At 34.2% G+C, this 15451-nt stretch carries 11 protein-coding genes; 8 read left to right on the top strand and 3 right to left on the bottom strand.

Features of this window, described 5'->3' with window-relative positions; all coding sequences use genetic code 11:
- The first annotated feature begins 100 nt into the window (after positions 1–100).
- The 8 genes from ABD941_RS02185 (at position 101) to ABD941_RS02220 (ending at position 10983) form a co-directional block, all read left to right on the top strand.
- Positions 101–1870: an AMP-dependent synthetase/ligase gene (locus tag ABD941_RS02185; protein ID WP_345272346.1), complete on the top strand. Its 1770-nt coding sequence runs from the start codon at positions 101–103 to the stop codon at positions 1868–1870.
- Positions 1871–1991: 121 nt separating this feature from the next.
- A complete protein-coding gene (locus ABD941_RS02190; protein ID WP_345272347.1) occupies positions 1992–2438 on the top strand; it encodes a MarR family winged helix-turn-helix transcriptional regulator in 447 nt (148 codons plus the stop codon).
- Positions 2439–2446: 8 nt separating this feature from the next.
- A complete protein-coding gene (locus ABD941_RS02195) occupies positions 2447–4855 on the top strand; it encodes a 3-hydroxyacyl-CoA dehydrogenase/enoyl-CoA hydratase family protein (protein ID WP_345272349.1) in 2409 nt (802 codons plus the stop codon).
- Positions 4856–4903: 48 nt separating this feature from the next.
- Positions 4904–6094 carry an acetyl-CoA C-acyltransferase gene (locus tag ABD941_RS02200; protein ID WP_345272350.1) on the top strand — a complete coding sequence of 397 codons (1191 nt, stop codon included), beginning with the start codon at positions 4904–4906 and terminating at the stop codon, positions 6092–6094.
- Between the two features lie 166 nt (positions 6095–6260).
- The gene (locus ABD941_RS02205; protein ID WP_345272351.1) at positions 6261–8063 is read left to right on the top strand and encodes an acyl-CoA dehydrogenase family protein; all 1803 of its coding nucleotides are present in this window, start codon (positions 6261–6263) and stop codon (positions 8061–8063) included.
- Between the two features lie 153 nt (positions 8064–8216).
- The gene (locus tag ABD941_RS02210) at positions 8217–8699 is read left to right on the top strand and encodes a DUF6265 family protein (protein WP_345272352.1); all 483 of its coding nucleotides are present in this window, start codon (positions 8217–8219) and stop codon (positions 8697–8699) included.
- Between the two features lie 59 nt (positions 8700–8758).
- Positions 8759–10405 (top strand): M1 family metallopeptidase, encoded by a 1647-nt coding sequence (locus tag ABD941_RS02215; protein WP_345272354.1) that lies wholly within the window; start codon positions 8759–8761, stop codon positions 10403–10405.
- 5 nt (positions 10406–10410) lie between these two features.
- A complete protein-coding gene (locus ABD941_RS02220; protein WP_345272355.1) occupies positions 10411–10983 on the top strand; it encodes a YdeI/OmpD-associated family protein in 573 nt (190 codons plus the stop codon).
- Between the two features lie 5 nt (positions 10984–10988).
- On the opposite strand, the gene ABD941_RS02225 is transcribed toward ABD941_RS02220, so the two are convergent.
- Genes ABD941_RS02225 through ABD941_RS02235 form a run of 3 tightly spaced genes read right to left on the bottom strand, consistent with a single transcriptional unit; the run spans position 10989 to position 15254 of the window.
- Positions 10989–11873 carry a carbohydrate kinase family protein gene (locus ABD941_RS02225; protein WP_345272356.1) on the bottom strand — a complete coding sequence of 295 codons (885 nt, stop codon included), beginning with the start codon at positions 11871–11873 and terminating at the stop codon, positions 10989–10991.
- Positions 11874–11891: 18 nt separating this feature from the next.
- Complete coding sequence (locus tag ABD941_RS02230; RefSeq protein ID WP_345192527.1) at positions 11892–13163, bottom strand: glycosyltransferase; 1272 nt, start codon at positions 13161–13163, stop codon at positions 11892–11894.
- A 15-nt stretch (positions 13164–13178) separates the two neighbouring features.
- Entirely contained in the window at positions 13179–15254 is a 2076-nt protein-coding gene (locus ABD941_RS02235) for an HAD-IIB family hydrolase (RefSeq protein ID WP_345272357.1), read from the bottom strand.
- Positions 15255–15451 lie beyond the last annotated feature (197 nt).

The raw sequence follows: 15451 nt of genomic DNA on the forward strand, positions 1-15451 counted from the left end.
TCTTAATAGCCAAAGCAACTTGTTCCAAAGAAATTTTTAACATATTTGAAAATCCTTTTTAATTTCATACTTTGCATCATGGCATTTTTAAAAATTACCAATGACAGAAATAACTAGACTTTTTGATTTCCCTTATTACCAATTAGAAAACAACCCTTTAGATAATGCTTTGGTTACAAAGTATAATGACAAATGGGTTAATACATCCACTCAGGAATATCTTGATAAAGCTAATGCTTTAAGTAGAGCCTTACTGAAATTAGGAGTTAACAAAGATGATAAAATAGCTATTATTTCTTCTACAAATAGAACCGAATGGCATATTGTAGATATTGGCGTGCTTCAAACTGGAGCGCAGACCATTCCTATTTACCCAACCATTTCTTCTGAAGACTATGAGTATATATTAAACCACAGCGAATCCATCTATTGCTTTGTTTCGGATGAAGTTGTTTTAGAAAAAATAAATAAGATTAAGGCCAAAACAAACTTAAAGGACGTTTATTCATTTGATAGTATTAAAGGATGCAAAAATTATTCTGAATTATTTGAACTCGGAAAAGATAAATCTAATCAGAATGATGTCGAAGCTAGAAAAAGGATTGTTAACCCTTCCGATTTAGCCACTATTATTTACACATCTGGTACTACTGGAAAGCCTAAAGGTGTTATGCTTTCTCATTCAAATATAGTTTCAAATGTATTTGCTGTAGAAAAGAAGTTCCCTCTTGAAAAGAATCATAAAATACTCAGTTTTCTTCCTATATGCCACATCTTTGAACGTACATTTTTATATGTATGTCAATATTGTTGTCTCTCCATTCATTTTGCAGAAAGTATTGAAAAAATAGGCGATAATTTAAAAGAAGTTAAACCTAGTATGATTACGGTTGTTCCTCGGTTAATAGAAAAGGTTTTTGATAAAATTATAGCTAAAGGTCACGATTTAACCGGAATAAAAAAGAAATTGTTTTTTTGGGCCGTTGAACTCGGAACTAAATTTGAGCCTTATGGTCAAAATGGTTGGTGGTATGAATTAAAACTAGCATTGGCGCGAAAACTCATTTTCAGTAAATGGCAGGAAGCTTTAGGTGGCAATATTGTATTTATGGGCTCTGGAAGTGCTGCATTGCAACCTAGGTTAGGTCATATATTTGGTGCTGCTAATATGCCTATTATGGAATGTTATGGGCTAACAGAAACATCACCTGGAGTGTCTGTAAGTGATAGACGTAATAATGGATGGAAAATAGGATATGTTGGTAAAGCTATAGATGATGTCGAAATTAAAATAGCCGAAGATGGTGAAATACTCTGCAAGGGTCCAAATATCATGATGGGCTATTACAAAGACCCAGAAAAGACTGCTGAAGTCATGACTGGTGATTATTTTCATACAGGTGATAAAGGTGAAATTGATGCTGATGGTTTTTTGAAAATTACAGGAAGAAAAAAAGAAATGTTTAAAACCTCTGGGGGAAAATATATTGTTCCGACTCTTCTTGAAAACGAATTAAAACAATCCCAGTTTATTGAACAAGTCATGGTTATTGGTGAAGGAGAAAAAATGGCCTCAGCACTAATCCAACCTAATTTTGAATTTATAAAAGATTGGATTGACAAAAAAGAAGTCGCTGTTGGAAAATCTGAAACCGAAATCGCTAACTCAGAGATCGTTAAAGAGCGCATTCAAAAAGAAATGGATATCTGTAATGAAAAATTTGGTAAATGGGAGCAAATAAAAGTGTTTAAACTCACACCCGAAGTTTGGTCTATTGATGCAGGACACCTCACACCTACTATGAAAATAAAACGAGATGTTATTAAAAACAAATATCTGGACTTGATCGAAAAAATATATAGGCCATAAACATAATCTTAGTTATAATTCCTGCCTATTTCTTTATATAGTTAATCTTATGTGATTTTTTTTAATTTTATTATGCATGCATAATAAAATTTTATATATTTGGAATCAATAATACTCCCACATGAAAGACAAAACCATTGATTATATATTGCGAACTACATGGCTTTCGGTTCAAAAAATGTATAATGAAGAAGCTGCCAAATTTGAAAGTACCATGGCAACAGGCTTTACATTGCTTAGCATAGACCCTGAAAAAGGAACACCATCAACAGCATTAGGACCTAAAATGGGAATGGAAGCCACGAGCCTATCCAGAATTTTAAAAACAATGGAAAGCAAAGGGTTAATTGAACGTAAACCAAACCCTGATGATGGACGTGGTGTCATTATTCATTTAACTGAATTTGGAAAAGAAAAAAGAGAATTATCAAGAGAAAAAGTGTTTACATTCAACGATAGTGTTAAAAGTAATATTTCAGAGGAAAAAATAATACACTTTTATGAAGTTGCTGAAACCATTAACGATATGGTTTGTAATAAAAAAATATACAATCAATCTGATAGTTAAAAAATAAAATGAGCAAACGTAGAATAAAAAAAATAGCCATTATTGGTTCTGGTATCATGGGAAGTGGTATTGCTTGCCATTTTGCTAATATTGGTGTAGAGGTTCTATTATTGGACATCGTCCCTAGAGAACTTAATGATAAAGAAAAAGCAAAAGGTTTAACCTTAGAAGATAAAGCGGTTAGAAACAGATTAGTTAATGACGCATTAATGACTTCGGTAAAATCTAAACCTGCACCACTTTATCATGCGTCTATTGCAAACCGCATCACTACTGGAAACTTAGAAGATGATATTGCTAAAGTAGCTAATGTAGATTGGATCATGGAAGTTGTAGTTGAAAGACTTGACATTAAACAACAGGTTTTTGAGACCCTAGAACAATATAGAACGCCAGGAACCCTAATTACATCAAATACATCTGGTATTCCTATAAAATTTATGAGTGAAGGTCGTTCAGAAGATTTTCAAAAACACTTCTGTGGAACTCACTTTTTTAATCCAGCACGTTACTTAAAATTATTCGAGATCATTCCTGGACCAAAAACAGATGCTTCAGTTTTAGAATTCTTGAATGGTTATGGCGAACAATTCCTAGGAAAAACATCAGTTGTTGCCAAAGACACCCCAGCTTTTATTGGAAACCGAATCGGCATATTCAGTATTCAAAGTTTATTCCACACAGTTAAAGATTTAGATTTAACTATTGAAGAAGTCGATAAACTAACTGGACCCGTTATTGGTCGTCCAAAATCGGCAACCTTCAGAACTGTTGATGTTGTAGGTTTAGATACTTTAGTACATGTTGCAAACGGGATTAGAGAAAACTGTCCGAATGATGAACGTTTAGAACTTTTTAAATTACCAGATTTCATCAATACCATGATGACAAACAAATGGTTAGGAAGTAAGACAGGACAAGGGTTTTACAAAAAAACTGTTTCACCTGAAGGTAAAAAAGAAATATTATCTCTCGACTTAAATACCTTAGAATATCGTTCTGCAAAACGTGCAAAATTTGCCACTCTAGAATTAACAAAATCTATTGATAAAGTTGTTGACCGTTTTAAAATATTAGTAAACGGAAAAGATAAAGCAGGTGAATTTTATAGAAAAAGTTTTGCGGCATTATTCGCATATGTTTCAAATAGAATTCCAGAAATCACAGACGATTTATATAAAATTGATGATGCCATGAAAGCAGGGTTTGGTTGGGAACATGGCCCTTTCCAAATCTGGGATGCTATTGGCATAGAAACTGGAATAGAAATTATGAAAGCCGAAGGATTAGAACCTAATGCTTGGGTAAACGATATGTTAGCTTCAGGAAGCAAGTCTTTCTATACAGTAAAAGATGGCGCAACATATGCTTATGATATTCCAAACAAAACACAAGAAAAAATTCCAGGTCAAGATAGTTTCATCATATTAGACAACATCAGGAAGTCCAACGAAATATTTAAAAACTCTGGTGTTGTTATAGAAGATTTAGGAGATGGCATTCTTAATTGTGAATTCCAATCTAAAATGAACACCATTGGAGGTGACGTTTTAGCTGGACTTAACAAAGCAGTCGATTTAGCAGAAAAGGATTTTGAGGGATTGATAATCGGCAATCAAGGCGCCAATTTCTCAGTTGGCGCCAATATTGGTATGATTTTTATGATGGCTGCAGAACAAGAATATGATGAGCTCAATGGTGCTATCAAATACTTCCAAGATACCATGATGCGTATGCGTTACTCCTCCATTCCAACTGTTTCTGCCCCACATGGTATGTCCTTAGGTGGTGCTTGCGAATTATCCATGCACGCCGACAAAGTTGTTGCTGCCGCAGAAACGTATATGGGACTTGTAGAATTTGGAGTGGGCGTTATTCCTGGTGGAGCAGGTTCTAAAGAAATGGCTTTAAGAGCTTCAGATACCTTTAAAAAAGGAGATGTTCAGTTGAATACCTTACAGGAATATTTTTTAACCATAGGTATGGCAAAAGTATCAACCTCTGCTTATGAGGCTTTTGATTTAGGTGTTCTTCAAAAAGGAAAAGATGTTGTTGTTGTAAATAAAGATCGTCAAATTGCCGTAGCTAAGCAACATGCTAAAATCATGGCAGATATGGGCTATACACAACCCGTAAAACGAAACGATGTTAAAGTCCTTGGAAAACAAGCCTTAGGTATGTTTTTAGTAGGAACTGACGCTATGGAAGACAGCAACTATATTAGTGAACATGATAAGAAAATTGCAAATAAATTGGCCTATGTTATGGCTGGTGGCGATTTATCTGAACCCACATTGGTTAGTGAACAATACTTATTAGATTTAGAACGTGAAGCCTTTCTTTCATTGTGTACGGAACGTAAAACATTAGAACGCATCCAACACATGTTAACCAAAGGAAAACCATTACGTAATTAAAATTTATAGACGCTAGAAGCCAAAAGCTAATAGCCAAAAGCATAAAAAATGAAAACAGCATATATAGTAAAAGCATATAGAACCGCAGTTGGCAAAGCACCAAAAGGTGTGTTCCGTTTTAAAAGAGCTGATGAGTTAGGAGCTGAAACCATTCAGCACATGATGAAAGAATTACCAAACCTTGATGTTTCAAGAATTGACGACGTTATAGTTGGAAATGCTATGCCAGAAGGTTCTCAAGGATTAAATATGGCACGATTCATTTCATTAATTGGCTTAAATAGTGTTGATGTTCCTGGTGTAACAGTTAATCGTTTTTGTTCTTCAGGAATTGAGACCATAGGCATTGCTACAGCTAAAATTCAAGCAGGAATGGCTGACTGTATCATTGCTGGAGGTTCAGAAAGTATGAGTTCTGTACCTATGACAGGTTTTAAACCCGAATTAAACTATGATACTGTTAGTGCTGGTCATGAAGATTATTACTGGGGCATGGGAAATACTGCTGAAGCCGTTGCAAAACAATTTAAAGTATCTAGAGAAGATCAAGATGAATTTGCTTTTAACTCGCATATGAAAGCCTTAAAAGCACAAGCAGAGAATCGTTTTCAAGAACAAATTGTTCCCATCGACGTCGAACAAACCTATATTGATGCTAACGGAAAAAAAGCAACAAAAAAATATACTGTAACTAAAGACGAAGGGCCTAGAGCGGGCACTAGTAAAGAAGCCTTAGCTAAATTAAGAGCCGTATTTGCTGTTGGTGGAAGTGTAACTGCTGGTAACTCTTCGCAAATGAGTGATGGGGCAGCCTTTGTTATGGTAATGAGTGAAGATATGGTCAAAGAGTTAAACCTCGAACCCATAGCTAGAATGGTTAATTATGCAGCAGCTGGTGTTGAACCTCGAATCATGGGTATTGGTCCTGTAAAAGCTATTCCGAAAGCATTACAGCAAGCAGGGTTAAAACAGGAAGATTTATCATTGATAGAATTAAATGAAGCCTTTGCATCGCAATCCTTAGCGGTAATTAGAGAATTAGATTTAAATCCAGATATCATAAACGTTAATGGAGGTGCTATTGCATTAGGGCATCCATTAGGTTGTACTGGGGCAAAATTGTCCGTGCAATTATTTGATGAAATGCGCAAACGTGATATGAAAGGTAAATATGGAGCCGTAACGATGTGTGTAGGTACTGGGCAAGGTGCCTGCGGGATATTTGAGTTTTTAAACTAGACCCACCTAACCTCCCCAAAGGGGAGGAAAACTCATAACCTATAAAAATTTATGAGTTAGAACACAATAAATTCCTCTCCTTCAAAAGAGAGTTTAAAAAAAGTATAATTAAAAAAACACCCCGTAACAGTTCTCCCCCTATTTGGGGAGTTAGAGGGGGCTTATTATGGAAAAAGACATTTTACGTGGCGGTCAATTCTTAGTTAAAGAAATAACTAGTGATGACATTTTCACTCCTGAAGATTTCAACGAAGACCAGCTTATGATGAAAGAAGCTGTAACCGAATTTGTTGACAGAGAAATTTGGGCCAAAAAGGCGCAATTTGAAAAGAAAGACTACGCCTTAACAGAATCTTGTATGCGACAAGCTGGAGAACTTGGTTTTTTAAGTGTTTCAGTTCCTGAAGAATATGGTGGCATGGGTATGGGCTTTGTTGATACTGTTTTGGTTTGCGATTTTATTTCTGGTGCTACTGGCTCTTTTAGTACAGCATTTGGAGCGCATACAGGTATTGGCACTATGCCAATTACATTATATGGTAATGAGGAACAAAAACAAAAATACGTCCCTAAATTAGCCTCTGGAGAATGGTTCGGATCATATTGCTTAACAGAACCAAGTGCAGGAAGTGACGCCAATTCTGGAAAAACCAAAGCTGTGCTTTCCGAAGATGGCAAAACATACAAAATTACAGGTCAGAAAATGTGGATTTCAAATGCTGGGTTTTGTAGTTTAATGATTGTTTTTGCACGTATTGAAGATGATAAAAACATTACAGGTTTTATTATTGAATACGATCCAGAAAAACCAAACGGAATTACTATGGGTGAAGAAGAGCACAAACTCGGTATTCGCGCATCCTCTACCCGACAAGTTTTCTTTAACGAAACGGTTGTACCTGCTGAGAATATGTTATCAACACGAGGTAATGGTTTTAAAATTGCCATGAATGCATTAAACGTTGGTAGAATAAAATTAGCAGCAGCTTGTTTAGACGCACAACGCCGTGTTATTTCAGAATCCGTAAACTATGCTAACGAACGTATTCAATTTAAAACACCAATTTCTAGCTTTGGAGCCATTCGTCAAAAAATAGCAGAAATGGCTACAAATTGTTGGGTTGGTGAAGCTGCAACCTATCGTGCGTCAAAAAATATTGAAGACCGCATTACCATTCGTCAAAATAACGGTAAAGACACCCATCAAGAAGCCGAATTAAAAGGCGTTGAAGAATATGCCATTGAATGTTCAATACTTAAAGTAGCCGTATCGGAATTTATTCAAAAATGTTCTGACGAAGGCATCCAGATTTATGGAGGTATGGGATTTTCTGAAGAAACGCCTATAGAATCTGCTTGGAGAGATGCCAGAATAGCCAGAATATACGAAGGCACCAATGAAATTAACAGAATGCTATGCATTGGTATGCTAATTAAAAAGGCTATGAAAGGGCATTTAGATTTATTGGAACCTGCACAAGCTGTAGCTAAAGAACTGACAAGTATTCCGTCTTTTGATGTTCCAGACTTTTCAGAGTTATTTTCAGAAGAAAAAAGCATTGTTAAAAACCTTAAAAAATTATTTTTAATGGTTACAGGTGCCGCTTTTCAGAAATATGGAGAAAAAATTGAAGGACAACAACAACTTATGTTGGCATCTTCAGATATTTTAATTCAAATCTATCTCGCCGAATCCGCCATTCTTCGTGCTGAAAAAATGGCGAAAAAAGAAGGTGAAGCTAATGTAAAAGAGCAAATAGCTATGGCAAAACTAAACTTGTTCCATGCTATTGATGTTATTGAAACTGCTGGAAAACATTCAATAATTTCATTCTCGACTGGTGATGAACAACGTATGATGCTTATAGGATTAAAACGTTATATTAAATATGTAAACATGCCTAACATTATAGAACTAAGGCATATTATTGCCGATAAAGTAATCAAAGAAAATAAATATTGTTTTTAAAATAAAAACAGCATATATATAGAGTGACTAACTCAAATCTTAAAAGCGCTTCTGAATTAATTTTCGAAGCGCTTTTATATTTCATTATCTTTAGAAGATGAATCACTACACGATGGACACCTAATAAGATACAAACTATAAAAACTTAAGATTATGAAAACATATATTATGGTTATATTAATCATGATTACTCCATTATTCAGTTTATCTTGTAAAGCACAAACCGAAAAAAAACTAGAGCACAAACTAAAAAATATAGCTTGGATTTCTGGTAACTGGAAAGGTGAGGCTTTTGGTGGACTGACAGAAGAAAACTGGAGTGAACCATCTGGTGGATCCATGATGGCTACTTTTAAATTAATCAACAATGGAAAAGTTTCTTTTTATGAAATAGAAATCATTAGAGAGGTAGAAAATACGCTAATCCTCCAATTAAAACATTTTAATAATGATTTGAAAGGCTGGGAAACTAAAGAAGAAACTGTTGATTTCCCTTTAAAAGAAATCACTTCTACCAAAGCTATTTTTGAAGGTATAATATTTGAAAAAATAAGTGATAACGAAATGAATGTTTATGTAGATATTTATCAAAAAGATGGTTCTACAGAAACCGTAAAATTCAATTATACCAAATAGAAAATATTAACAAACTCTTAAGAACCTTTTTATTTAATTTTAGTGAAAATTTTAAATTAATGAAAAACTATATCTGCCTACTCGTATTTTTTTTAATAATACCTTTTGGTTTATTAAATGCACAAGGTTTATTAACAAAAAAAACAAACTTCACAAGACAAGATACTTTAAGAGGAAGTATAACTCCAGAACGTGAATGGTGGGATTTAACCTACTATCACTTAGATATTAAAGTAGATCCTGACAATAAATTCATTTCAGGTAAGAATACCATTCAATACAAAGTTTTAAAAAGCGATTCTGTGATGCAAATTGATTTGCAATCGCCAATGACTATATTAAAAATCATTCAAAATGGTAAAGCATTGCAGGTAAAACATGATGGCAATGTCCATTTTGTTTCATTTTACGAACAGCAGAATATAGGCGAAATAAAAAGCTTAGATGTCTATTATCAAGGGCACCCAAGGGTAGCTATAAAAGCACCTTGGGATGGCGGTATTTCTTGGAAAAAAGACAAAAATGGTAATCATTTTATAGCATCGGCTTGTCAGGGTTTGGGAGCAAGTGCATGGTGGCCTTGTAAAGACCATATGTATGATGAAGTAGACAGCATGAAAATTAGCGTTAATGTTCCTGATAAATTAATGAATGTTTCAAATGGTAGATTACAGCTTGTTGAACAAATTGGAGATACCAAAACCTACCATTGGTATGTTCGTAACCCTATTAATAATTATGGTGTTAATATTAATATTGGTGATTATGTGAATTTTTCAGAGGTTTATGACGGGCAAGGTGGCAACCTAGACATGAATTATTATGTACTTAGAGATAATTTAGAAAAAGCCAAAGAGCACTTTAAACAAGCTCCAAAAATGATGAAAGCTTTTGAGCATTGGTTTGGGCAGTACCCTTTTTACTCAGATAGTTTTAAACTTGTTGAAGTGCCCTATTTAGGTATGGAACATCAAAGTTCTGTGACTTATGGAAACCAATATAAAAATGGATATTTAGGAAACGACTTGTCTGGTACAGGTTGGGGTTTAAAATTTGATTTTATTATCGTTCATGAAGCTGGACATGAATGGTTTGCTAATAATATTACCAATAAAGATGTTGCTGATATGTGGATTCACGAAGGATTTACCTCGTATTCAGAAAACCTCTTTTTAGATTATTACTACGGTAAAGAAGCAGCTGCAGAATATGTTATTGGTACCCGTAGAAACATTGCAAACGATAGACCTTTAATAGGGAATTACAATGTTAATAGCGAAGGTTCTGCAGACATGTATTACAAAGGAGCCAATATGCTCCATACCTTAAGACAACTTGTTGAAGACGATGAAAAATGGCGAAAAATTTTACGAAAAATGAATGTTACTTTTTACCATCAAACCGTAACCACACAGCAAATTGAAGATTTTTTATCTAAAGAAACTGGTATAGATTTAACTGAATTTTTTAATCAGTATTTAAGAACCACTATGGTTCCTACACTAGAATATTCAATAAAAAAGAAAACTTTAAAATACCGTTGGACTAATATTGTTGAAGGTTTTGATATGCCTATTCAAGTAAAAATCGCGGATGATGAACATTGGATTTATCCAAAAGTTGAATGGCAGACTTTAGAAACCCCTTCCAGTAAAATACCAGTAGTTTTTGACAAAGATTTTTATGCGGAATTTAAACAACTATAATTGTTTTGAACCTTCCTGAACTCCATTTTGAACGCCACACCGATTGGTATGATTGGCTACTTAACAACCATAGCAAAGAAAAAGCAGTATATCTTATTTTTTACAAACTAGAAATGAAAGTCCCCACAATGCGATGGGAAGAGGCTGTTAAAGTGGCTATTTGTTTTGGTTGGATTGATTCTACTGTAAAAAGTTTAGGAAATGGAAAAAGGCGACAGTACTTCTGCCCTAGAAATCCAAAAAGTACTTGGAGCGCTCTCAATAAAAAATATGTAAAAGAATTAACCAAAGCAGGATTAATTCATCCTTCTGGGCATAAAATGATTGAGCTTGCAAAAAAAACAGGGACATGGACAGCCATGGACGATGTTGAAAATGGCATTATTCCTAAAGAACTTCAAGTTGCATTCGATAAAAACAAATTGGCATTTGAAAACTATCAAAATTTCGCAAGAGGTTATAGAAAAAGCTACCTGTCTTGGTTACACAGCGCCAAACGCGAAGACACAAGAAAAAAACGTATAAATCAGATTATTGAGTTATGTGCTAATAATATTAAAAGTAGAGATACTTGGTAAGCTGCTTAAGGGTTTATAAAAGTATTAATCTCAGATAACGAAAGTTTGGGGTTTGCACCTTCACTTTGTGCTACCAAAGCACCAACACCACAAGCAAAATTGATAGCTTTTTGTGGCTCTACATTACTTAACAATTGACTTATTAAAGCTCCTAAAAAAGAATCGCCTGCACCTACTGTATCTTTTACTTTTATTTGATAACCGTTATTATAATATAGCGCATTATTATAAAGCAATACTGCTCCATGCTCACCTCTTGTCACACAAATATGATCTGTATTGGTTTGTTCTGAAATGTATTCTAAGTTGTCTTCTAAGCTATCATATTTTGAATTTAAGAAACTGGCTACCTCATATAATTCGTCATCATTAAACTTTATAAAGTCCGCCTTTTCCATCAGATGTGTTAAAATAGATTTAGTATAGTAAGGTGCTCGTAAATTAAGGTCGAATATATTATAGCTTGCATTATCTATAAGGCTGTAAAGCGTACTTTTTGAAACCTCATCTCTAGTTATCAAACTTCCAAAAACAAAAGCGTTAGACTTACTAACTATATCTTTGCTCATTTCATTAAGTTCTATTTTGTCCCATGCTCTGGGATACATAATATCGTAAGTTGCAGATCCTTTATTGTTAAGCGTTACCTTAACATCGCCTGTTTTATAATCGATAAGCCTTTGGATATAGGTTACGGTATCCAAACCTGTTTCATGTATATGCTGAATTAGTGCTTTACCATTTTCATCATTACCAATAGCACTAATCATTTTAACATTGTGTCCAAAAGAATTTAGTCGCAATGCGACATTAAGTGGTGCACCACCAATTTTTTTATGCGTTGGAAACATATCCCAAAGTACCTCTCCAAAACAAACTATGTTTGACATTTGCCTTGTATTAAACTATTAATAAATATTGGATTCCATAGTCCGCTGATTTATAGAGTTTCTAAACTCCTGAAGCATACGTTTAGCAATACCTGTCCATCCAAAGTTTCTTCTTGCAAAGCGAGCGCCTTCAACAGATAATTCATTTCTTAAATTTGGATATAACAGAGGCATAGACATCATTGCTCCAAACTCTATTGGACGATGTGGGTCTGCAAATAAAGCCTGATTACCAAAATCAATCAAATCATTTAAACCGCCATGTACCGTAATTACACTTGGAGTTCCGCATGCCATAGCCTCAATGGCTACCATTCCAAACGGTTCATATCTCGAGGGCATAGCAAAAATGTTTGCTGAACGATATACGTTTGCTAAATCTTCATCTGCTATATAATTCTTCCACTTAATCTTATCGTTAACACCAAGATCATTGGCTAGTGCTTTTAATTTTTTTATCCCTTGTTTATCTTGTGCAGAATCTCCTCCAACTGCCGCAACTAAACGTGCTTCTGGGCACAATTCAAAAACTGTGGGCAAAGCTTTTATAAGTAAGTCATAGCCTTTATTATGTGCCATTCTTCCTAAAGCTAAAATATCGGTTGGATGAATATCATATTTTGCCCGTATTTTATCGTTTTCTTTTGTTGGCACGGGATAAAAACGATTTTCATCAATTCCTGGGGGAATCATTGAGCAATTTCTAGGTAATACATCATATTGTTGCGTTAATAAATCTACTTGAGGTAAAGTTGTTGCTATAACATGATTACACATTTGAAATACAAAGTACTCCTTTCTTATACGTTCTTTAAAACGATAGGTTTCCATTTCTTTTTCGTTCATATCGCTACCCATGGTATGTTGTTTCCACCAGCCTAATGAATGTGGTGTGTGTACATGTGATATACCTAACTCTTCAGCAATTTTTTGACCTGCCCAACCAGCATCCCAATAATGGGAATAAATAACATCGTACTTTTTACGTTCTTTTTTTATTGCAGCCAAAGTATTGGTAACAAACTTCTTTAAATGATCATGCATATCTTCCTTTCGGATAAATTCTTTTCCTCCAAAAGGGATTCGCCATACATTAAAATTTTCATTAACATGGTCGTATTCAGGTTGGTTCTCAAACTGTCGTGTTAATAAATCTACATTTTTACCTAGCCTACTGAAACGATCTGCAAGCTCAAGTACATACACTACCTGTCCTCCTGTATCTGGTTTTCCTAGTTCTGGATTTGCAGCTACATATCCGTGTAAAGAGATCATTAAAATCGATTTCATAGTATTATTTTTTAGTTATTTATTAATTATTTTTAAATCATGGCAAGCAGAAATGTATTGTGCTGCAGACCATGCTTGATAGGCTTTACCCATGGGTTTTCCAGTTGTTCCGTGTGCCCATTCGTTAAACTCCCACTCTTCATTTATGCCTTCTTTATTTATAAGTGCTAACTTGTGTAATTCGGCTATTGCAATATCTTTTAAACCTAATTTATTAATAAACTTAACCCAAAAACCACCAACAAATGGCCATATTCCACCATTATGGTAGTGATTTGGTAAATTCAATAAATTAACGGTGTAATAAGGTCTCCAATCAGGATCTCCTGGGCTTACCACGGGATATACATTAGCAACAGGAAAAGGGTCATTAACGCCTACACCTAACATAAATTTAAAGGTTTGGTGGGCTTTTTCGGAGTCAATGGTTCCATGTAAAAAGGCTAGAATATTACCAAGTGTATCGCATCTCCAACTAAAATCAAATGGTGTTGTTTGTGCTATTAAATATGATGTATCTCCAAGCGTAAATTGCTTTTCTGCAAATGATACTGTTTGAAATAGCTGCTGTTGTGTTGAAGGCCAAAAATTTTGTAATATTTCTTTTTTTATGACTTGTGACCAACGAATATATTCACCTGCTTGTTCATGATCACCCAACATCTCCAAGAGTCTTCCAAAACATACATTAGAACGATACCAAAGAATTTCATCATAAAGTATATTATAACTTCTGCCAAATAAATCGGTCCAATCCCCTGCTTCGGGTATTTCCAATAGTGCATCATTATTACTATCGTGAGCACCTAACCATCTCATGGTTTCTTTAATATCCGAAATATAATCTCTTAGGAATTTTATATCCTTGGTCACATTTACATATTCATAAAAAGCAATAACGACCCATATCCCACTATCTATGGAACAAATACCTCCAACACCTGAATAATCTGGAATATTGTCTTTTATTCTAACATTTGATGGTATTTGCCCATTTCTGGAGATGTGTTCAAATAAAGTGATAAGTGTTTGTCGGACACATTTATGAATCTCTTTATCTTTATGAATAAGCGGTAAGGCACCAATAACAGTAATAGCACCATCTCTTGCCCAAACACTATAATAATTTTCATCTGTTCCATGAGCTACATTATCCTTTATAGAACATGCCGAAAAACCAAGTGGTGTGATATTCTTTTTTAGAGCTTCAATGGCCTTTTCATAGCCTTCACGAATCAGTGCAATTTTCTCGTCTTCATCTTCTGTGGCAATATGACTTAGTTCTTGTTTTATAAAAAAATCATCGGTATGGTCAACATTAGTATCTACTTTAGCTTCCTGTGGTAATACTTTGTAATAGACTAATCCTTCAATAATCCCATCACCTTTTTCATTTTCGGTATGATAAACTTGCCTATGCTTTGTGTATTGGTAAAGTTCTTCATGGGCATTGGCTACTACAATACCTTTTACATCCTTAATATCAAACATAGCCGAGTCATTACCACTATCGCCGGCAACCATAACCTGGTTAGTCTTTATGTTTAGTTTCTCTAACAACCATTGTAATGCATTAGCTTTATTAGCAAATTTTGGAAGAATATCTAAAAACTTACCTCCTGAATACACAACGTTAATATGCATATTCGCATCAGCAAAATCTTGTTCTACGCTAGTTATTAGTTCGGGAGTTGCGTTGTGAAAAAAATAACTTCTTTTATAGGCATGTTGAAATTTAGTAGGTTGATCACTTATTGGATGATCAATGTTTTGAATTACATTTTCAACAGATTTTAAGTCCCATCCATCATCAAGAACATGATTAAACTCTTTTACTAGACTTTTATCGTTATAATTATAAATATGTGTTCCGACACCAGAAATTATATAATCGGGTTGGGGAAGAACACCTTTATCTATTAAATAAAGAACATCATCAATTAATCGCCCTGTATTATAAGTTAAAAGAACATCTTTTGGTTTGTACTTTTTCCATATTTTCCCAAAGTTACTTTTATACGTATGAAAATCTATTAAAGTATTATCTATATCAAATGAAAGCAGACTTATCTGGGCTTCGATTTTATCCATAAAAAATATGTTGTTTTTGTTTAATTCTAATTTTAATTTTGAAGAAATTAGAAGTTAAACAGCTAAAAACCTATTAAATAAGAACTATTCTTAAAACTATTCAATATGTAATAAATAGAACGCCACAGATTATCAATTCGAAAAAATGACCATTACATTTTTGAATAATTAATAACTGCAAAAAATAAAAAAACCGA

It is taken from the genome of Flaviramulus aquimarinus (assembly GCF_039543205.1).
GTDB lineage: Bacteria > Bacteroidota > Bacteroidia > Flavobacteriales > Flavobacteriaceae > Flaviramulus_B > Flaviramulus_B aquimarinus.

What these genes read in the sequence shown, in the direction of transcription:
- ABD941_RS02185 (WP_345272346.1), top strand. Translation starts at nt 101, where the DNA reads ATGACAGAAATAACTAGACTTTTTGATTTCCCTTATTACCAATTAGAA.
- ABD941_RS02190 (WP_345272347.1), top strand. Translation starts at nt 1,992, where the DNA reads ATGAAAGACAAAACCATTGATTATATATTGCGAACTACATGGCTTTCG.
- ABD941_RS02195 (WP_345272349.1), top strand. Translation starts at nt 2,447, where the DNA reads ATGAGCAAACGTAGAATAAAAAAAATAGCCATTATTGGTTCTGGTATC.
- ABD941_RS02200 (WP_345272350.1), top strand. Translation starts at nt 4,904, where the DNA reads ATGAAAACAGCATATATAGTAAAAGCATATAGAACCGCAGTTGGCAAA.
- ABD941_RS02205 (WP_345272351.1), top strand. Translation starts at nt 6,261, where the DNA reads ATGGAAAAAGACATTTTACGTGGCGGTCAATTCTTAGTTAAAGAAATA.
- ABD941_RS02210 (WP_345272352.1), top strand. Translation starts at nt 8,217, where the DNA reads ATGAAAACATATATTATGGTTATATTAATCATGATTACTCCATTATTC.
- ABD941_RS02215 (WP_345272354.1), top strand. Translation starts at nt 8,759, where the DNA reads ATGAAAAACTATATCTGCCTACTCGTATTTTTTTTAATAATACCTTTT.
- ABD941_RS02225 (WP_345272356.1), bottom strand. Translation starts at nt 11,873, where the DNA reads ATGTCAAACATAGTTTGTTTTGGAGAGGTACTTTGGGATATGTTTCCA.
- ABD941_RS02230 (WP_345192527.1), bottom strand. Translation starts at nt 13,163, where the DNA reads ATGAAATCGATTTTAATGATCTCTTTACACGGATATGTAGCTGCAAAT.
- ABD941_RS02235 (WP_345272357.1), bottom strand. Translation starts at nt 15,254, where the DNA reads ATGGATAAAATCGAAGCCCAGATAAGTCTGCTTTCATTTGATATAGAT.